Source organism: Mesorhizobium sp. L2C084A000 (assembly GCF_000502875.1).
GTDB lineage: Bacteria > Pseudomonadota > Alphaproteobacteria > Rhizobiales > Rhizobiaceae > Mesorhizobium.
Window position 1 is genome coordinate 455034 of sequence record NZ_AYWX01000001.1, and the last position, 20125, is coordinate 475158.

17 protein-coding genes are annotated in these 20125 nt (G+C 63.1%); 4 read left to right on the forward strand and 13 right to left on the reverse strand.

The annotated features are described in order from the left end of the window. Positions 1 to 157 precede the first annotated feature (157 nt). From oiaX to dhaL, 4 genes are all read left to right on the forward strand, one after another. Positions 158 to 1408 carry a 3-oxo-isoapionate-4-phosphate decarboxylase OiaX gene (gene oiaX, locus X735_RS163415; RefSeq protein ID WP_023808900.1) on the forward strand — a complete coding sequence of 417 codons (1251 nt, stop codon included), beginning with the start codon at positions 158 to 160 and terminating at the stop codon, positions 1406 to 1408. Between the two features lie 4 nt (positions 1409 to 1412). Further along, positions 1413 to 2747 carry a four-carbon acid sugar kinase family protein gene (locus X735_RS163410; protein WP_023808901.1) on the forward strand — a complete coding sequence of 445 codons (1335 nt, stop codon included), beginning with the start codon at positions 1413 to 1415 and terminating at the stop codon, positions 2745 to 2747. A gap of 131 nt (positions 2748 to 2878) precedes the next feature. Continuing rightward, on the forward strand, positions 2879 to 3886 hold the full coding sequence (locus tag X735_RS163405; protein WP_023808902.1) for a dihydroxyacetone kinase subunit DhaK: 1008 nt from the start codon (positions 2879 to 2881) through the stop codon (positions 3884 to 3886). A 27-nt stretch (positions 3887 to 3913) separates the two neighbouring features. Beyond that, positions 3914 to 4555, forward strand: coding sequence for a dihydroxyacetone kinase subunit DhaL (gene dhaL, locus X735_RS163400; RefSeq protein ID WP_023808903.1), 642 nt, complete (start codon positions 3914 to 3916; stop codon positions 4553 to 4555). Between the two features lie 22 nt (positions 4556 to 4577). Here dhaL and X735_RS163395 read toward each other — a convergent pair whose 3' ends face one another. The 13 genes from X735_RS163395 to X735_RS163335 form a co-directional block, all read right to left on the reverse strand. After that, positions 4578 to 5015 (reverse strand): RpiB/LacA/LacB family sugar-phosphate isomerase, encoded by a 438-nt coding sequence (locus tag X735_RS163395; RefSeq protein WP_013533067.1) that lies wholly within the window; start codon positions 5013 to 5015, stop codon positions 4578 to 4580. 33 nt (positions 5016 to 5048) lie between these two features. Beyond that, positions 5049 to 5816, reverse strand: coding sequence for a triose-phosphate isomerase (locus tag X735_RS163390; protein WP_023808904.1), 768 nt, complete (start codon positions 5814 to 5816; stop codon positions 5049 to 5051). 66 nt (positions 5817 to 5882) lie between these two features. Then, positions 5883 to 6821, reverse strand: a complete 939-nt coding sequence (locus tag X735_RS163385; RefSeq protein WP_023808905.1) for a TIM barrel protein — start codon at positions 6819 to 6821, stop codon at positions 5883 to 5885. Beyond that, positions 6821 to 8338 carry a glycerol-3-phosphate dehydrogenase gene (locus tag X735_RS163380; protein WP_023808906.1) on the reverse strand — a complete coding sequence of 506 codons (1518 nt, stop codon included), beginning with the start codon at positions 8336 to 8338 and terminating at the stop codon, positions 6821 to 6823. The genes X735_RS163385 and X735_RS163380 overlap by 1 nt, the downstream gene beginning before the upstream one ends. Further along, positions 8335 to 9894 (reverse strand): FGGY-family carbohydrate kinase, encoded by a 1560-nt coding sequence (locus X735_RS163375; protein WP_023808907.1) that lies wholly within the window; start codon positions 9892 to 9894, stop codon positions 8335 to 8337. The genes X735_RS163380 and X735_RS163375 overlap by 4 nt, the downstream gene beginning before the upstream one ends. Before the next feature lie 107 nt (positions 9895 to 10001). Beyond that, positions 10002 to 10949, reverse strand: a complete 948-nt coding sequence (locus X735_RS163370) for a D-ribose ABC transporter substrate-binding protein (RefSeq protein WP_023808908.1) — start codon at positions 10947 to 10949, stop codon at positions 10002 to 10004. 32 nt (positions 10950 to 10981) lie between these two features. Beyond that, entirely contained in the window at positions 10982 to 12115 is a 1134-nt protein-coding gene (locus X735_RS163365; protein WP_023808909.1) for an ABC transporter permease, read from the reverse strand. 26 nt (positions 12116 to 12141) lie between these two features. Next, on the reverse strand, positions 12142 to 13683 hold the full coding sequence (locus X735_RS163360; protein WP_023808910.1) for a sugar ABC transporter ATP-binding protein: 1542 nt from the start codon (positions 13681 to 13683) through the stop codon (positions 12142 to 12144). Then, a complete protein-coding gene (locus X735_RS163355) occupies positions 13680 to 14336 on the reverse strand; it encodes a DUF2291 domain-containing protein (protein WP_023808911.1) in 657 nt (218 codons plus the stop codon). The genes X735_RS163360 and X735_RS163355 overlap by 4 nt, the downstream gene beginning before the upstream one ends. A gap of 33 nt (positions 14337 to 14369) precedes the next feature. Continuing rightward, complete coding sequence (locus tag X735_RS163350; protein ID WP_023808912.1) at positions 14370 to 15380, reverse strand: sugar-binding transcriptional regulator; 1011 nt, start codon at positions 15378 to 15380, stop codon at positions 14370 to 14372. Between the two features lie 422 nt (positions 15381 to 15802). Beyond that, entirely contained in the window at positions 15803 to 17461 is a 1659-nt protein-coding gene (locus X735_RS163345; RefSeq protein WP_196815298.1) for a glycerol-3-phosphate dehydrogenase/oxidase, read from the reverse strand. A gap of 50 nt (positions 17462 to 17511) precedes the next feature. Beyond that, positions 17512 to 18288, reverse strand: coding sequence for a DeoR/GlpR family DNA-binding transcription regulator (locus tag X735_RS163340; protein WP_031212333.1), 777 nt, complete (start codon positions 18286 to 18288; stop codon positions 17512 to 17514). Beyond that, positions 18285 to 19820 carry an FGGY-family carbohydrate kinase gene (locus X735_RS163335; protein ID WP_023808915.1) on the reverse strand — a complete coding sequence of 512 codons (1536 nt, stop codon included), beginning with the start codon at positions 19818 to 19820 and terminating at the stop codon, positions 18285 to 18287. Before X735_RS163335 ends, X735_RS163340 begins: the two co-directional genes overlap by 4 nt. Positions 19821 to 20125: the final 305 nt, after the last annotated feature.

Here is a 20125-nt window from a genome sequence, read left to right on the forward strand (position 1 = left end):
CTATCTAACACTGCCGCCACATTTCCCGGAAATTGCCGCCTGTCGATCTGCCTAAAACTTCTAGCCGGATATGCCTTGCAATACTTATGTACTCATTATACCAGATTTAGAACACCGGTGAACCTTTTTCGAACGCCTCGGCTTAAGACAGCAGACCATGATCACCCTCACCTATCGCATCGAAACGCCTGGAAGCATCGAAGCGTTGGCCGCCAAGATCGCCAGCGACCAGTCGACCGGCACCTTCGTCGCGCTGCCCGGCGAGACCGAAGAGCTGAAGGCCCGGGTGGCGGCGCGCGTGCTGGCGATCCGGCCTCTGCCCGATGCCGAGCGGCCGTCACTTCCCGATGACGGCAGCGGGCCGTTCAAACGCGCCGATGTCGACATCGCCTTTCCGTTCGATGCCATCGGCACCGACCTTTCGGCGCTGATGACCATCGCCATCGGCGGCACCTATTCGATCAAGGGCCTCACCGGGATCCGCGTCGTCGACATGAAGCTGCCGGAGGATTTTCGCGGCGCGCATCCCGGCCCACAGTTCGGTGTCGCCGGCAGCCGCCGACTGACCGGTGTGACGGACCGCCCGATCATCGGCACCATCGTCAAGCCGGCGCTCGGGCTGCGGCCGCACGAGACGGCGGCAATGGTGGCGGAACTGATCGCCGCCGGCGTCGATTTCATCAAGGATGACGAGAAGCTGATGAGCCCGGCCTATTCGCCGCTGTCGGAGCGGGTGAAGGCAATCATGCCGCTGATCCTCGACCATAAGCAGAAGACCGGCAAGAAAGTGATGTATGCCTTCGGCATTTCGCATGCCGACCCGGATGAGATGATGCGCAACCACGATCTGGTGGCGAAGGCCGGCGGCAATTGCGCTGTTGTCAACATCAATTCGATCGGGCTCAGTGGCATGGCGTTCCTGAGGAAGCGCTCCAGTCTGGTGCTGCATGCTCACCGCAACGGCTGGGACATCCTCACCCGGCACCCCGGGCTAGGTATGGGCTTCAAGGTCTGGCAGCAATTCTGGCGACTGCTCGGCGTCGACCAATTCCAGATCAACGGCATCGCCTCGAAATATTGGGAGCCGGATGACTCCTTCGTCGAGTCGTTCAAGGCGGTGACGACGCCGATCTTCTCACCTGAGGACTGCGCCTTGCCGGTCGCCGGCTCCGGCCAGTGGGGAGGGCAGGCGCCCGAGACATATGCGCGGACCGGCCGGACCGTCGATCTTCTCTATCTCTGCGGCGGTGGCATCGTCAGCCATCCGGACGGGCCGGGCGCCGGCGTGCGTGCCGTGCAGCAAGCCTGGCAGGCGGCGGTCGACGGCATTCCGCTTGCCGACTTCGCCCTGAACCACCCTGAACTGGCGCGGTCGATCGAAAAATTCGGCGACGGCAAGGCAGCCTGAAGCCATGCAGAACCTGCTTCTCAGCTATTATGGCGACGACCTGACCGGCTCGACCGATGTCATGGAGGCGCTTGAGCTCGGCGGCGTGCCGACCGTGCTGTTCATGCGCCAGCCGGACGATGCCTTGCTTTCGCGGTTTGCCCATTGCCGGGCGATCGGCCTCGCCGGCACCAGCCGCAGCGAGACGCCGCAGTGGATGGACATGCATCTGCGCGATGCCTTTGCCTGGCTGAAGACACTCAACGCCGCGATCTGCCACTACAAGGTTTGCTCGACCTTCGATTCCAGCCCAACGGTCGGCAGCATCGGCCGGGCCATCGAGGTCGGCCGCTCGGTGTTCGCGCAGGATAGTGTGCCGCTGCTGGTCGGCGCGCCGCAGCTCAAGCGCTACACCGCCTTCGGCCATCTATTCGCCGCCTATCGCGACCAATATTTCCGCATCGATCGCCACCCTGTGATGAGCCGCCATCCGACGACGCCGATGGATGAGGCCGATCTCCTGATCCATCTGTCGCGGCAGACGGCGCTGAGCTCCGGGCTGATCGACCTTGCAACGCTGCAGTCCGCGTCGCGATCGGCCGCGTTCGATCGCCTGACCGGAAACGGCACCCCCATCGTGCTTCTCGATGTCGACAATCTGGAAACGCAGGCTCTGGCCGGCAAGGAGATCTGGCGCGTTCGCAAGCCAGGCGGTTCTTTTGTCGTCGGCTCGTCCGGGGTCGAGTATGCATTGCTGGCCGAATGGGCGTCGAATGACATTGTCGGCGCTGGACAAGGTTTTACGCCGCCGGGCGCAGCCGAGCGGATAGCCGTCGTGTCGGGCAGTTGTTCGCCGACCACCGAGCGGCAGATCCGGCATGCCCTGACCGACGGTTTCGACGGCATCGAGGTCGATCCCGTCGAGCTGGTTTCGGAGTCTTCGCAGCAGGCGATCGCGCGCGCAACGGCAAGCGGCCGTGCCAGTCTGCAAGCCGGGCGCAGCGTCATCCTCTACACCGCGCTTGGCCCCGATGCCGACAGGGGCGCCGAAATCGACCGGCAGGAAGGCGCCCGCCACAGGCTTGGCCGCGGCCTTGGAGAAATCCTTCGCAGCCTGACGATCGAACAGAATTTGCGGCGCGTGGTCATTGCCGGCGGCGACACGTCGAGCCACGCACTCGGCGAGATGGGTGTCGATGCCCTGACAATTCGCATGCCGCTGCCCGCTTCGCCTGGCTCGCCGCTCTGCGTTGCCCACTCGCGCGTCAAGGCGATCGACGGCTTGGAGGTCGCGCTCAAGGGCGGCCAGGTCGGAACCGATCGCTATTTCTCAGCCATCCGCGACGGCCTCGGCACTTGAACCAGCCGACACCTGGATTTCAGGAGCCGCTGTGCGAGAGCACTTCAACACGCGAAATGCGCCTTGCCGGGTGGAAATCCCGGTAACACCCGGTACTATCTGCGAAAATGCCGAAATCGGGAGGACGTCGGGTGCAGACCAAGAAGATCATCAACGATGGCAACCGCGCCGTTGACGAGATGCTGGAAGGCATCCTGGCAGCGCATCCCCGCCATCTCAAAAGCGTGGACGGCAGTCCACGCTCCATCATCGCCCGCGACGGACCGCGCCAGGGCAAGGTGGGCCTCGTGATTGGCGGCGGTTCGGGCCACGAGCCGAGCTTTCTCGGCTTTGTCGGCAAGGGATTGGCTGACGCTGCGGCCATCGGCAATGTCTTTGCCTCGCCGCCGCCGGACCCGATCCTCGAATGCGCCAAGGCAGTCAGCGGCGGCGCCGGCGTGCTCTTCATGTACGGCAATTATGCCGGCGACGTGATGAATTTCGACATGGCGGCCGAGATGGCCGCCATGGACGACATCGAGGTGCGCACGGTGCTGAGCACCGACGACGTCGCCTCGGCACCGCGCGACCAGCGGCACAAGAGGCGCGGCGTCGCCGGCAATTTCTTCATCTTCAAGGCGGCCGGCGCCGCCTGCGACCGGATGTTGTCCTTCGACGAATGCGAGCGCGTCGCCGGCAAGGCCAACGACCATACCTTCACCATGGGCGTGGCGCTGTCGCCCTGTTCGCTGCCGCAGACCCGCCGGCCGAATTTCGAGATCGGCCCGGACGAGATGGAGATCGGCATGGGCATCCACGGCGAGCCCGGCATCGCGCGCGAAAAGTTGAAAACAGCCGACGAGATCACCGACGAGATGCTGGACAGGATTCTCGACGAGATGGCGCCGGCGCGCGGCGACAAGGTCGCGGTGCTCGTCAATTCGCTGGGCTCGACGCCGCTGATGGAACTCTACATCATGAACCGGCGCGTGAAGCAGAGGCTCGATGAGATCGGTGTGTCCATACACGCAAGCTGGGTCGGCAATTACTGCACCTCGCTCGAAATGGCCGGGGCCTCGATCACTCTGCATCGGCTGGACGGCGAGTTGCAGACGATGCTGGACCACCCCTGCGACTGCGCCATGTTTCGCGCCGGCTAAACCCACTTCTGTGGCAAGGACTAAGACATGACGACAATCGACACCGCCCGCCTTGTCGCGATGTTCGCGGCGATCGCAACCGCCATGTCGGCCGACAGGGACCGACTATGCGCGCTTGACGGAGTTATCGGCGACGCCGACCACGGCATCGCGATGGAGCTTGGATTTTCCGCGGCACGCGATGCAGTCGCCGCACTGGACACCGAGGCCACTGATCCGACCACCTTGCTGAACACGGCGGCAAAGTCGTTCCTGAATGCGGTTGGCGCCTCCTCCGGTCCGCTCTATGCGACCGCGTTCATGCGCGCCGCGGCAGCCGTCAAGGGCAAGACGACGCTCGACGACGCGGACGTGGTCACTCTGTTCCAGGCGATGGCCAAAGGCATTCAGGATCGCGGCAAGGCCGAGCCAGGCGAAAAGACGATGATCGATGCATGGGCGCCGGCTGCGCAGGCGGCGGGCGAAGCGCTGACCTCCGGCAAGGATCTGGCGGGCAGTCTCGAAGCTGCTGCACAAGCGGCAAACGCCGGCGCGGAGGCGACCAAGTCGATGGTCGCCACCAAGGGCCGGGCATCGCGCCTCGGCGAACGCTCGCTTGGCCACATGGACCCGGGCGCCGCCTCCGCCGTGACCGTGATCGAGGCGATGCGGGTCGCCTTGACCACCTGATCAGTAACGGGCCTTCCGCGCCTCAGCGCTTGGCGTCGAGCTTGTCGATGGCCTGCACGTTTGTGGCGGAGGGGCCATTCGGATCGAACTCCGAGGCCAACCATGCGTCGGCGATCGATTTCGCCAGTTCGGGACCGATGACGCGGGCGCCCATGGTGATGATCTGGGCGTTATTGGACTTGGCGGCGCGCTCAGCGGAATAGGTGTCGTGGGTCAATGCGGCGCGAATGCCCGGGACCTTGTTGGCGGAGATGCTGACGCCGATGCCGGTGCCGCAAAACAGGATGGCCCGGTCGTAATTGCCGTCGAGAATTTCGTGGCCGACCGAGGCGGCGATATCGGCGTAGAATCCGGCCTGGCTTAGGTCGACGACCTGCAGTTCCGGCTTGGTGGCGAGATGCTTGGCGATGACGTCGAGCAACGGCTTGCCGGCGCTGTCGGCTCCGAGTGCGATCTTCATGATGATGAGCTCCTTTGCTTGGTCTTTTAGCGGTCAGCGCGCGATGGCGGCCGACGCCTTTTTCAGAATGTCGATATAGCCTTCCGCTTGCCACGCCGAGCGGCCGATGAACAGGCCATCGATATGCGGCTGGCCGATGAGTTCGGCCGCGTTGCCGGGATTGACGCTGCCGCCGTAAAGCACAGGCGGGGCAGCCGGCAGCCGGTCGGCGGCAACCTGCTTGATCAGCGCCTGCTGCCTGTCGGCATAGTCGGCGCTGGCGGGAATGCCCTTCTCGCCGATCGCCCAGACGGGCTCGTAGGCAAAGAGGATTTCAGCCTTCAGTTGATCGCCGCTCAGCTCTTGCAGCGCGCCGAGAACCTGTGCCGTCAACACCGCCTCGGCGCGGCCTGATTCACGCTCAGCCAACGTCTCGCCGACGCAAATCAGCGGCACGAACCCGTGCCTGACAGCGGCCGCCGTTTTCAGTCCCACAGTCGCGTCCGTTTCGCCGAAATGCTCGCGACGCTCGCTATGGCCGAGTTCGATCACATCCAGCCCACAGTCTTTCAGCATCACTGGCGAGATCTCTCCCGTCCAGGCACCGGCGTCGGCCCAATGCATGTTCTGGGCGCCGACTTTCACGCGGGTGTTGGCCAGCGCCGCTTTGACCTGGCGCGCGGCGGTGAACGGCGGAATGACGAAAGGCTGTATCGCCTGATCGAAGTCAGGCACGAAGGCCGCCAACGCATCGGCGAACTGCAGCGCCTCGGCAAGCGTCTTGTTCATCTTCCAGCTCGTGCCGACCCAATATGGGGTCATTCTTTTCTCCTTCAACGCGCGTTTTTCCTGGCCACCATCGGTGCCGGCGTCTAGCCAGCATTTCACTCAAGCCCGAGGCTTGAGACTGTCGCGACCGCTGTCGATATGAGGCGCCCAGAAATCCACCGACTCGCGGATCATCTCGATAACCTGATGGTCGACTGGTTCCCTCTCCCTGAAGGAAAGTTCAAGGCAAATTTCATTGTCGGTTCCACCGCCCTGCCGAACCGCGTCCAGCAACTTCTGCGGCACTATGCGGCCATCCTTGTTGTAGGCGGCCGTGAACGGCCAGTGCCCGCCCTTATTCATCGACGACTGCTTGATGTGGATGATCGGCGATTGCAAGGGAAACGCTTTCGCCCAGGCATAGGGATCGGTGTCGGCAGGGTTGGGCGAAGTGACGTCGCCATGGTCGATGTCGACCATCATTTTCATCGGTATGGGCAGCTTCGCCGCGTCGATGGCGCCTTGCAGCGTGGCGCAGCTTTCGATCGTGTGGCCGAACTCGCGGCCGACCGACATCGGCTCCCAGAACAGGTATGTCAGACCCGCCGCCTTGGCGTGTTCGGCCACCTCGCGCCAGCATTCGAGGGCGATATCGAGAAGCACTGCCCGCCGTTGCGGATCGTCAAAGTCCTTGTGGGTGAAGATGGCGAACTGCGTGCCCATGCCCGACGCACCGAGTTCCGCGGAAATATCGGCGAAGGTCTTGAACCAGTCGACATAGTAGCGCCGGACATCCGCGTCCGGATGGCCGAAGTGATTGAGCCGGCCATAAGGTCCGGTCATGCCGGAGGTGATCCGCACGCCGGTCCGCGAAAGCGCCCTGTCGAACAGGCGCAGGAATTTGGCAATCGTTGCCGCCGGCCAGCCCGGATTGACGAATTCATGCGTCAGCTGCACGTCGCGGATACCGATGCCATAGGCAATCGCGTCGATCAAATCGTCCGGATCGGCGAAACGGTTGACCAGCGGATTGGTGTTGAGGGAAAGCGTGAAGGCCATCAGTCTGCCGTCGCCATGATGTTATCGAACCAGTCTTCGAATGCTTTCCGCTCGGCCGCATTGAGATGCAGGCCATGTTTGGTGCGGCGTTCCAGAATATCGGCTGATGTGCCGGCCCATTCGGTCTCGGCCAGGAACCTTGCCTCCCGCTCATACAGGTCGGGACCGAAGCGGCGGCCGAGATCCGCCTCGCGCTGTGCGCCGGCGAGCAATTGCCTGGCACGGGTGCCGTAGCTTCGAGCGTAGTGCTTCACCAGCGACGGGCTGAGCCATGAAAACTCGGAATGCAGATCGCTCAGGAACTGCTCGAAGTCCGCATTGGGCAGGTCGCCTCCCGGCAAGGGAATTTTGGCCGTCCAGGCTTTCTTCATCGTCGGAAAAAACGGCTGGATCTTTTCCAGCGCGTGTTCCGACAGCTTGCGGAATGTGGTGATCTTGCCGCCGAATACCGAAAGCAGCGGTGCGGTGCCGTTGGAGGCGTCGAGTTCGAAAATGTAGTCGCGCGTCACCGCGCTTGGATTGTCGGCATTGTCGTCATAGAGCGGACGCACACCGGAGAAGCTGTAGACGACGTCCTGTGGCGTCAGCTGCCGCTTGAAATAGCGATTGACCACCTTGATCAGATAGTCGACTTCGCTGGCCTCGGCCGCCACTTCCTCGGGCCTGCCTTCGTAGGGAATGTCGGTGGTGCCGATCAGCGCCAGATCGTTCTCGTACGGGTTGACGAATATCACCCGCTTGTCGTTGTTCTGAATGAGATAGGCCTGCCGCCCCTCCCAGAATTTGGGCACGACGATATGACTGCCTTTCACCAGGCGAACATTGCGGGTGGAGTTCTGCCCGGCGACTCGGCTGACAATGTCGTTGACCCACGGCCCGGCCGCGTTGACCAGCGCCCGCGCCCGGACCTTCGTCACCGCACCCGTGCGACCATCCTGCATGTCGATCGACCATAGTCCGTTTTCGCGGCGGGCCGCGACACAGGCGGTGCGCGTGAGCACTCTGGCACCGCGCTGCCTGGCATCCAGGGCGTTGAGCAGCACCAGGCGCGCATCGTCGACCCAGCAGTCGGAATATTCGAAACCGCGCTTGAATTCGTCCTTGATCGGCGCGCCTTCCGGCGCAGTCCTGAGGTTCAGTGTTCGTGTCCCCGGCAGGCGTTTACGGCCGCCAAGGTGGTCGTAGAGAAACAGCCCGAGCCGGACCAGCCATGCCGGCCTGTCTTGCGGGCTGTGCGGAAGAACGAAGCGCATCGGCCAGATGATGTGCGGCGCTGCCTCGAGCAGCACCTCGCGTTCGATCAGTGCTTCGCGAACCAGCCGGAATTCATAATATTCGAGGTAGCGCAGGCCGCCATGCACCAGTTTGCCGGAGCGCGAGCTCGTGCCTTGCGCGAGATCGTCCTTTTCGCACAGGATGACGGACAGCCCGCGACCTGCCGCATCACGCGCTATGCCGGCTCCATTGACGCCGCCGCCGATCACGAAGAGATCGACGACATCTGTTGTATTGCTCAAGATCTTGCTCCTGTGCGGTGCGCCATGCCCTTCCACACCGGCCGAAGCGCCTGACGCGCTGCAACGAAGGAAGGGAAGAGGGCATCGTAGGTATGCGAAAGCGCCTCGTCATAGGCATCGCAGTCGCCGAGAAGCGGCGTCACCCATTCGGCGGCGCAGTCTTCCATCGAGCCATAGACGCCGAGGCCGACGGCCGCCATCATCGCGGCGCCTGCCGCGCCGGCTTCCTGGCGACTGCTGGTGCGCACCTGCGCCCGGGTCGCCGCCGCGATGATGCGGCGTAGGGAGGGGCTGCGCGCGGCGCCGCCCGACAGGCGGATCTCACCCGGCACGGCGCCCATCGCCTGGTAGCAATCACGTGCGGCGAAGGCCAGTCCCTCGAGCACGCCGCGTGCCAGATCGCCAAAGCCGTGCTTGACCGAAAGGCCGATGAAGCCAGCGCGTGCGTCAGGATCGACGAACGGTCCTCTTTCACCGGCCAGCGATATATAGGGCTGGTAGATCAGCGAACCAGGCTCCGATGCTTCCACCCAAGCGTCGAGGGCCTTCAGCAACTCGTCATGAGAAGGCTTGCCGCCAGCCGTCGCGAGCACGTCGCGCGCAAGGCCAAGCACCCAGTCTATGTTGAGCGTCGCCGCCATGTTGGATTGCAATTGTGCAAAGGCGCCTGGAATAGGCATGGCGATCGTGTAGCCGGAGCCATCGTCGTTCAGCACGACATCGTCGGGAGTGGCGGCAAAGCGTGTGTGTATGCCGGTCGAGCCGATGACCGTGCAGCCGACATTGCCCGAGGGATCATAGAGGCCGGCTCCGAGCGCCGTCATGACCATATCGACGTAACCCAGCACCACCGGCGTGCCTTCGAGCAGGCCAGTCTCTGCCGCCGCCGATCGCGACAGCGGATGATGGTCGGTGGTGCCTTCGAGCATGGGAGGCAACAGGCGGCGATGCGTCGTCAGATCCAGGATGTCGAGGGCTTCGTCGGAATAGCTGCGCGACCGAAAATCGCCGAAGGTGAAGGTTCCCTCGGAGGGATCCGTGGCGCGTTCGCCCGTCATCTTGAAGTAGAGCCAATCCTTGCAATGCAGTGCGGTCGCCGCCCGCTCCAGCATGTCGGGATGGTTCTTTTTCATGAAGGCAAGCTGGGCGCCTTGCTGGCAGGAATTCAGCCCCGTGCCGGTCAGCTCGAACCGCCTGCGATCCCGGGGATCGGCGCGCATCTCGTCCACCAGATGTCCAGCTCGGGCATCAAGCCACAGCCAGGCGCGCGAGACAGGCAAGCCGTCGCCATCGATCAGCCAGGTTCCGTCGCCCTGCCCGGTGATGGCCACCGCCGCGGTTCGTTGCGCGAGGTCGGGAACCTTGGCCGCGAGATCGCGAACGGTCCGCGCCATGTCGCGCCAGGTCTGGTCGAGGTCCTGCTCGGCGCCGCCGCCTTCCAGCGTGACGAAGCTATTGGGCACCGACGTCATGGCGAGCTGCCGCCCGGACAGGTCGAAAGCGATCGATTTGATCACCGACGTTCCCGCGTCGATGCCGATCAGCAGGTCTTTCATGCCGCAAATTCCAGTTGGTTGCGAAGGCGGTTCACAAGGGCAGTCTTTGTCGTCTCAAGCCGTAGAAGAGGCAGGGAGTATCCGCAAGGACACCCCCTGTGCAGATTTTATTCCGACAGCACGAAGGGTGCCGTGTACTTGTCGACATTGTCCTTGGTGATGAGAAGGCAATCGAACAGCTGCTTCTCGGTCGCCGCACCGGTGGCGCCCGTCTTGATAAACGAGTCCGCCTGCTGCACGGCCTTGGCCGAGAAGATGGCGACCGGCTGAAGCACGGTGTACTGCAGTTCGCCGGACTTGATCGCCGCAACCGCATCCGGGGAGCCGTCGAAGCCACCGACCTTGATGCCGGCGAGCTTGCCGGCTTCCTTCAGCGCCGCAACCGCGCCAAGCGCCATCTCGTCATTGCCGCTGATCACGGCGATGATGTCGGGATTGGCCTGCAGCATGCTCTGCATCTTGTCGTGGCCCTGGGTACGATCCCAGTTGGCGACCTGCGAAGCAGCCTTTTCGAGATCCGGGTACTGGCTCAGCACAGTCGCGTACCCGTTCGAGCGCGTAGCGGCGTTGTTGTCAGACGGGGCGCCGAGCAGTTCGACATATTTGCCCTTTTCGCCGACGGCCTGCACCCACTGCTGGGCACCGAGAGCAGCACCCTGCGCGTTATTGGAAACGAGCTGACCCTTGGCGAGGCCTTCCTGATTGATCTCGGCATTGACGAGGAACACCGGGATGTTGGCTGCAATCGCCTTCTTCACCGCACCGATAGAGCCGTCGGCGTTGGCCGGATCGAGGATGATCGCCACCGACTTGTTGGTGATGGCGGTGTCGATCAAATTGCTTTCGGTATTGGTATCGCCCTTGTGGGCACCGACATTGGCCGTATAGCCAAGCTTTTCAGCCTCGGCCTTGGCGACGTTGCCCTCGGTCAGCCAGTAGGGGTTGGCCGGATCGTTGACGATGATCGAGATCAGGCCCGCGGCTGACGCGGCGGCCGTGAACCCGACGACCATCGCGGCGGCGAGCAGACTTTTCAGCATGGTTTTCATGTACATTCCTCCAATGATTACGCGGTGTTGCTGCCAGTTCAGCTGGCAGTCTTCCCTTGGGCAGGATTGGCCGGTTCGGCCTTCCCCCGTTTCTGAGAAGTCGGTTGGCCACCTGTCGAAGCTGGGAGCTTGCTGCGGCGGCGATACTGAACGGCATTGAGCAGCACGGCGAGCACGATGACGGCGCCCGTGAACACTGTCTGCCAGTAGGATGAGATGCCGATGATCACCAGACCGTCGGACAGAAAGCCGATGACGAAGGCCCCGAGCAGGGTTCCGCGGATGTTGCCGCGGCCGCCGGTCAGTGCCGCGCCGCCGATGACGACGGCCGCGATGGCCGTCAGTTCGTAGGTGGTGCCGGCGGTCGGTCCAGCCGACGTCAACTGCGAGGACAGGATCAGGCCGGCAATAGCGGCACAGATACCCGACAGCACATAGACGGAAATCTGCACGGTCTTGACCGGAACGCCGGAGAGTTCGGCCGCGCGCTCGTTGCCGCCCGAGGCGTAGAGCCAGCGCCCGAAAGCGGTGCGGTTCAAGACGATGCTGCCGATGAGCGCGATGACCACGAGAACCACGACGCCCGTCGGCACGCCGAACAAGCGGTTGAAGCCAAGCGCATCGAAGCCGGTGTTGCCGAGCTCCGGCTTGCCGCCGAGATTGTTGTAGGTCAGGCCGCTGGTCATCAGCAGCGCCAGGCCGCGCGCCATGTACATGACGCCGAGCGTCGCGACGAAGGCCGGAACCTTGAAGCGAGCGATCAGCACGCCATTGATCAGCCCGACGACGGCGCCGAGCATGCAGGCCAGCACCGCGACCACCCAGACCGGCGGATAGAGAACGACACCAAGCCAGGTCAGCGTCACCCCTTGCATCAGGAAACCGGCAACGACGCCGGCCAAACCCAGCGTCGACCCAACAGACAGATCGATGCCGCCATTGAGGATGACGAGCAGCATGCCGATCGCGAGGATTCCGAAGATGGCGACATGCGAAGCCATGGTCAGGAAGTTCGCCACCGAGAGGTAGTAGGGCGACAGGATCGAGAACACGACGATGATGACGATCAGGGCAAAGAAGGCGCGGCCCTCGAGCAGCAACTTGGCGAGATCGAAGCCTTCGCCGCCCGCGCTTGGACTGGACTGTTTTCTGGCCTGGCTGACGTCGGTCATGGGTCTGGGCTCCGAAATTCTGGTGATCAGGCGACCACGGCTTCGCCGGAGGCGGCCATGATCTGCTCTTTGGTGGCGTTGGCGCCGAATTCAGCTGAAATCCTGCCACGCCGCATGACGACGATGCGGTGGGCAATGCTGAGGCATTCGTTGACCTCAGAGGTCGAGAAGACGACGGCAAGCCCTTGAGCGGCGCGTTCGCTCAACAAGCGGAAGACCTCGGCCTTGGCGCCAACATCGATGCCGCGGCTCGGCTCGTCGAGGAGGATGACCTTGGGGTTGGTCGTCAGCATCTTGCCGATGACGACCTTCTGCTGATTACCGCCAGACAGCGATCCGATCATGGCGTTGCCACCAGCGGTCTTGACGGTCACCTTGCGGATCGAGTCTTCGACCAGCTCTCGCTCTCTCGAACGGGACAGAAACAGCCCCTTGGCGAACGCTTCGATGCTGGCGAGCGAGAGATTGCGGCCGACGGTCATCGTTTGCACCAGCCCGTCGCGCTGGCGGTCCTCGGGGACCAGCACAAGCCCTCTGGAGATGCGCTGCGCAATGCTCAGTCCGGAAACGTCCTCGCCTTCCAGAAGCGCGCGTCCGCCCGCCATCGGCACCCGTCCGGCGACGGCTTCCAGCAATTCCGTGCGCCCGGCGCCCATCAGCCCGTAGATGCAGACGATCTCGCCGGCCCTGACATCCAGCGACAGGTGGTCGACGACGGAATAACCTGAGCCCGAAGCGTCGACGACGCTGACATCCTCGATCGACAGGGCGACCTCGCCGAACGCATGGCCGGTCGGCGGCGAGCCGAGATCGAAATTCTCGCCGACCATGTTGCGCACGATCCACTCGAGATCGATATCCCTGGCTTCGGCCGTCGCCGTTATCGCCCCGTCGCGCAGGACAACGGCATAGTCGGTGATCTGCAGCGCCTCTTCGAGGTGATGCGAAATGTAGACGATGGAGACGCCGCGGCTGGTCAGATCGCGGATCACCTTGAACAGCACCTCCACCTCTGTCGCACTGAGCGCCGAAGTCGGTTCATCCATGATCAGGATGCGGGAGTCGACCGACAGCGCCCGCGCGATCTCGACGATCTGCTGTTGGCCCAGGCGCAGATCCTCGACCAGGGTCATCGGGTCGATGTCCTCTTCGAGATCAGCCATCAGCGCGCGCGCCTGGCGCGATTCTTCGGCGAAGTCGAGGCCGGTCCTGGTGCGCAGTTCGCGGCCCATGAAGATGTTGTCGCGAACGCTGAGATTGGGCGCCAGGCTGAGTTCCTGGTGGATGATCGAGATGCCGCGATCGCGTGCGTCCGAGGATGAGGAAAAACTGACGAGATTGCCGTCGAGCACGATGTCGCCGGATGTCGGCGTGACCACGCCGGAGAGGATCTTCATCAGCGTCGACTTGCCGGCGCCGTTCTCGCCGAACAGCGTCGTGACCTTACCGCGATGGATGTCGAAATTGACGCCCTTGAGCGCATGAACGCCGCCATACGACATGACGATGTTGCGCGCCGAAAGCACGGCGTCGCCATTCGCGGGTCCGGTGTCGGCAGCCGGTTTCATTTGACCTCCAGCCTCACCGGAGTGACCAGCCAGCTCTTCGGGTTGACCAGCTTGAATGCGCCGACCACCGATATGGTCTTGCCGGTCAAGGTGCTCGTATCGACCTTGGCCAGGACTTCCTTCTTCATCTCGTTGTTCAGCGCCGAACCGGCGTCCTGGTATTCGATCTGGTTGGTGAACTGGCCGAATGTGATCTTGCCGGTGGCGTCGCGAAGCTCGGTGCCGTTGATCGCCGGTCCCGTCTGCACGCGAATCATCAGCGTGTCCGGCACACCTTCGACGGCGACCTTGTAGATGCCCGATTTTCCTTCGCCGACGACGCCGGTGAACTTCACCGAGATGACCGGCCCAACGCCCGCCGGCACGCCGTATTCCTTTTCCGCCGTTGTCCTGTCCTTGGCGATCGCCGTCGCCACCGTCACCGCGTCGGCGGCACGCGCCTCGACATCGGCCTGCACCTTGGGGAACTCCGACTTGCCGTAGTCGGCGGCGGAAAAGACGGCGCTGCGGACATCGCCGGCAGAGCCGATCCTGACCACGTTGGTGTCGAGCGCCATGGCGCCGAGCAGGACGACAACCGCAGCGCCGGCAAGTACCCGACGCAAGCCGGGCGAAGCCGGCCTGGTTGGTGCGGTGGCAGCCTTCGCGCTCATGACGCAACCGCCAGCAAGGCTGATCCGCGCTTGTCACGCATTTGACGATCCTCCGTTCACATGGCGCTTCGCACCATTGGGTTTGTTCTGTTCGACAAGGGCACGGGCGGTGGACTCGTCAGTGATCAGGCCGCTCAGATAGCGGCTTTCGAGCACCGCCTTGATGGCGCGTATTTTCACCTTGCCGCCGGCGACTGCGACGATCCGACGGCCCTTCAACTGGTCCCGCGGAAGCGCCAGGATTCTGTCCGACAGCGCCGTTTCCACCGGACGTCCCTTGTCGTCGAAGAAGTGGGCGAGCAGCTCGCCGACGCCGCCATCGCGTTTGACCTCATCGATTTCGGAATGTTCGATCATGCCGGTAGCGACTAGCGAAGCTTCCCGCTCGGCAGTCCCTATGCCGACGAACATCAGGTCGGACCGGCTTGCGAGGTCGAAGACATCGCTGATGCCGCGCTGGCCAAGCAGCACTTCACGGTCCTCGGCGGTGTTGGCGACGAAAGGCACCGGCATCACATAGGCCTGCGCGCCGGTCCGCTCGGCCAGCCGATGCATGACATCGTGCGGGTTGGCCGCGAATTTGCGCGTCACGCCGCCAAGCAGCGAGACGAAACGGATATGGGCAGCGGCGGTGCGCGTCAGATACTCGACGCTTGCGGCAAGGGTACGGCCATGGCCGACGCCGATCAGCATGTCCTCGCCGCGATCGATCTCCCGCTTCAGAAACTGAGCGCCGGCGATGCCAAGGGCCTTCAGCGGCAGCTCGTCCTGATCGAGATCAGGAACGACCTCGCAGTAATCCAGCCCGTAAGCATCGATCAGCTGCTGCTCGAGGTCGATGCATTCGCCGACATCGCCGTCGATGATTACCCTGACAAGGCCATCCTGGGTGGCCCGGGTGATGAGCCGATGCGCCTTGAGGCTGGTCAGGCCGAGCCGCTTGGCCACCTGGGCCTGCGTCAGACCCCCGGCATAGTGAAGCCAGGCCGCGCGGGTGGCGAGGCTGGACTCATGATCGCGGTTAGCGGCTCCGCCGGATTTCAAGACATCTCCTCCCTGAGATGATATTATTATCTTTGTGTGCAAAAATTTTCACATCCCTGCATCGCTGTCAATCCCTCGCCGGATTTGGCGCATGCACATACGGGGAATTCACAGGTCTCGCCCTTCCCGAAACGCCGGTCTGCCGGCATTTCGGCGGGCAACATCGACCTATTAGGAGGTGAGCATGTCACTTGATCATACGGCTATGTTAATTTAACGTCAATCTGTGTTATTTCGTGTCTGAGCCAGTAGAATTGCACAGCCATCGGCTATCCAATTTTTTGCTAACTAACTGTTTCTCAATAATAATATCTAATATCGCAAAATCCCAACCCGCCTGTGAGTTGAGCGATTGGGGATGCGGCGCATCCTTAGGCAAACCGACCGGATTGCCTTGGGAAAGAGCATCGGCGACGGAATGATCAGCCCAGCCGCATCAGGTTCCGGTCCTCGAGTTCCAGGGCGGCGGCCTCGACTTCCTCTGCGAGGCGCCCGGCGCTCCAGCCCAGCGCCCGTCCGGCAATCGTCGCAATCTCCTGCAGATCCCGGCCCGTCAGTGACCCTGATATCGCCAGGGTGCTGCGGCGCATGACGATATCGGCCAGATGTTCGACGAACTCGGTGCGGACGATGTAGTCGATTTCCGATTTGCTGTAGCTTTCTGAATCCGGCAGCCGACCCTCATCACCCGACCCATGCGTGGCGATCTGCGTGGCTCTGGTGCCATATCGCGACAGCAGCGCCTCGAGACGCCGTCCTCCAGCGCCCGTTTCCGAGTGAGCCAGAGCCAGCCAACTTGCTCGCGCTGCGGCATCGGCCGGGAAATCCCTGCCGCCGCCGATCGGCATGGCCTGCGTCGTCACCTTGCGGCTGCGCTGCAGGCGGCCGAGCACGGTGTCGGCGACTTCCTCGGCGAAGCCGCGAAAGGTCGTCCACTTGCCGCCGATCAGCGAGATGACCGCGAAAGGTCTGTTCCCATCCGGCTCGGCGACTGGCGCCGAGTGGTCACGGCTGATTAAGCCGGGCACCGATGCATCCGAGGCCGGCAGCGGCCGGATGCCGCTATAGGCATAGACGATCTGGTCGCGTTCGAACGCCATCCCCGGCAGCAGCGTGCGTACGCTGTCGAGCAGGTACTCCACTTCGTCAGGCTCGCAGCGTACCGCGTCGGGATTGTCGGCCTTGATGTCGGTAGAGCCGACCAGCGCCAGGCCGAGATAGTCGTAGACAAGGCAGATGCGGCCGTCATCGGCCTCGAAATAGAGCATGCGCCCGGCAAGGCTTTTGACCAGCTCGTCATGCTTCAGCAGGATGTGCGAGCCCTTGGTACCGCCGATCATCTTCGACGGCGCGCCTAGCAAATCGTTGACATCGTCGATCCATGGACCGGCGGCATTGACCACCAGCTTCGGCCGCACCGAAAAGGCCGCGCCGTTTTTCGGCTGGAAGGTCAGCACGCCATCGGCGGACTTCGCCAGCGCCGTGTAGTTCGCGCTGGCCGAGGCCGTATTTGCCTGCAGCCCATCGAGGATCAGTTCGAGCACCAGCCTTTCGGGATGGCTTATCTTGGCGTCGTAATAGGTGCCGGTGGCGACGATCGAGGGGTTGAGCGCCGGCATCTTGCTGAGCGCCTGGCGCCGCCCGACCATGCGGTGGCGCGGCATGACCTGGTTTCGCGAGCCGTAGAAATCATAGATCATCAGGCCGATCTTGATCAGGATGGCGCCGCGGCTGCGCGGCGCGCTGGTCGAGCCGAACAGCGTCCGCAGCGCCGCCAGCATGCCCTTGCTCCAGGAAAAGATCGGGATGACGGTCGGCAGCGGGCTGACATAGTGCGGCGCGTTTTTCAAAAGCAAATTGCGCTCGAGCGTCGATTGCGCCACCAGCCCGAATTCGCCAGTTTCTAGATATTTCAGGCCACCGTGAATGAGCCGCGATGGCGCGGCACTGGTGCCGGAGCCGAAATCTGCCTTGTCGACGATCAGGCAGCTGACGCCCTGCGCGCACAGGTCGCGAAACAAGCCCGCCCCGTTGATGCCGGCGCCAAGGATGACGACGTCGACCTCGCCGGTCCCGGCCATGGCGGCCAATCGCCCGGCGGGATTTTCCGTAAATGTTGCTTCGCTTGAGCTCATGGCGCTTTCGTCTTGACGATGCGCAGCTTCACGCCGGCCCGTTCGAGGGCCCGCGCCCGCGCATCGCCCAGGCCTTCGGTCGCCAGCACGACGTCGAAGCTGGTCAGATCGTCGAAGACGTGCAGTGCGATCCTGTCGAACTTGGCATGGTCAATCAAAAGGATGCGCTTGACCGATGCGGCCATCATCGCCTGCTTGACCCGCACGACATTGGGGTCCTGGATGAAGGCGGTGGTTCCAGTGATGGCCGAAGCCGAACAGATCAGCACATTGGCGCGCAGCTGCGCCACGGCGTTCTCGCAGACGATGCCGATATAGGCGTTGTAGGTGCCGTGGTACTGACCGCCGAGACAGATGAAGTCGAGTTCGTCGACATTGGTCAGCAGGGAAGCCGTCGCCACTGAATTGGTGATGACGGTCAGCGGCTTGACGTCGAGCAGCAGCGTGGCGACGGCGTTTGCCGTCGAGGAATCGTCCAGCATCACCACTTGGCCGGCCTCGACAAAATCGAGCGCCGCCCGCGCCAGCGCATCCTTCTCGGCCCGATTGACCGTCACCCGGTAGCGGAAGGCGCTTTCATAGAGGCCGGAAGGCTGAACCGTCACCGCACCGTGCAGCTTGCGCAGCACACCCTGCTGCGCCAGCCGGTCGATGTGCCGGTGGATGGTCATGCGCGATACGCCGAAATGTTCGACCAGATCGTCGATGCGCACCTGGCCGAGCTTGATCACATAGTCGGCGATCTCTTCGCGTCGTTCGTCGGCCTTGATCATGCGGTTCCCCCAGTGTCTTGCCGCGCCAGCTTCTCGATCTCCGGCCACTGCGGTTCGAGCGCACCGGCTATGCGGCCATAGAGGGAAAAGCGCTCGTTGAACACAGCACTTGAGGCCGCCATCGGCTCGTATTGGCGTGCCGTCATGCCGGCTTGCCTGGCGCCTTGTTGCGGCGTCGCGAAGATGCCCACCGCGGCACCCGCGCAAAGGGCCGCGCCAAAGGCCGCGGCCTCGTCGGTCGAGGTGACGGTGACCGGGGCATTCAGCACATCGGCAAACATCTGGACAAAGGCCGGATTGCGTGAACCGCCCCCGGTCAGGCGGATCTCGCTGATAGCAAAGCCCTCGCGCAGGGCTTCGACATGGGTGCGATGATTGAAGGCAATGCCCTCTAGAACCGCCTTGAGCATATCGCCGCGATCGTGCCAGCCGTGAAGGCCGACAAAGCTGGCGCTGGCGACATCGCCAAAGGGGGAGCCGAACAGATAGGGATGAAACAGGATGGTCGACCGCTTTTTCAGCGCCGCGTCGATCTCGCCTGCCAGAAACTCGTGGATCGAGCCACCACCGACCGATGCCCTCTCCTGTTCCGAGCGGCAGAACGTGTCGAGAAACCAATCGTAGTTCGCGGTCGAGGCCGGCGATATCGCCATGTTGTTCCAGCGGCCGGCGTCGATGGCGTTGCGACAGAGCCAACGCGGATCGACGCGCGGTTGCGAAGAGACTACTTCGTTGATGGAATAGGTCCCGGCGACAATGGCGAGCACGCCCTCCTCATGGCCGCCCATGCCAAGTGCGGAGCCAGTTACGTCATGCAGGCCGCTCGCGACCGGTGTCCCCTTGGCAAGGCCGGTCATGTCGGCGGCCTCGGCGGTAACGTGGCCGGCGATCTCGGCCGAATGCGCCATCGGCGGCAGCGCGTCGAAAAGATCGTCCAGTTCGAAGATGCGCATCGCTTCCAGCGCGTAATCCTGCGTGCGGAAATCCGTGAATGAGGTGCTGGCCTCGGTACGGTCGGTGCCGATCGTGCCGGTCAGGCAAAAGCGCAGCCAGTCCTTGCAGGCCAGTATATGCCCGATGCGGCCATAGCGGTCGGGTTGGTTCTTCCTGATCCAGGCCAGCAGCGCCGACGGAGCCGAAACGTGCGGCGCCTGTCCGGTGCGCGCCAACGCATTTTGGAAGACCCCGTCCGCCGACCATTGTTCGACAATCTCGCCGGCGCGGCTGTCAAGCGACAGGATACCGGGGCCTAGCGGCCGGCGATCCTTGTCGAGCAAATAGAGACCATCGCCGTGTGCGGTCGCCGCCACCGCCTTGATATCGTTGGCGGGCCGGCCGCACAATGCGATCGCTTCGCGGATGGCATCGGCGGTGGCTTGCCATAGCCTTGCCATGTCGCGCTCCACCCAGCGCGCATGGGGCATCGACTGCGGAACGCGCCGACGCGCCACCGACAACTGCGTGCCATCGGCATCGAAGATCACTGCCTTGGTGACCGTGAGACCGTTATCGATTCCGAGCAAACTGGGCATGGGCGCCGCCGCTTTCAGCAACTGGTGAAGGGCGCTGCAAGGCTAACCTGCAGGTTAGGATAGGGATGACAGACATGACGACAATCAACGAGCAACGGTGATACAAAAGCGACGCATCCGACGCGGTAACAGACCATAATAGCATGTTAAGTTAACGTCAACATGTGAGATATTTTTGCGGAAAAGTCTGACGTCATCTGCGACAAAAATTGCCATCCACTCGTACCGCATCCGATGCGGGACGAAGTTCCGGCCAATGCCCAACTGGCCGGATGACCCTCAACCCTGCGCGGCGAGCCAGGGAG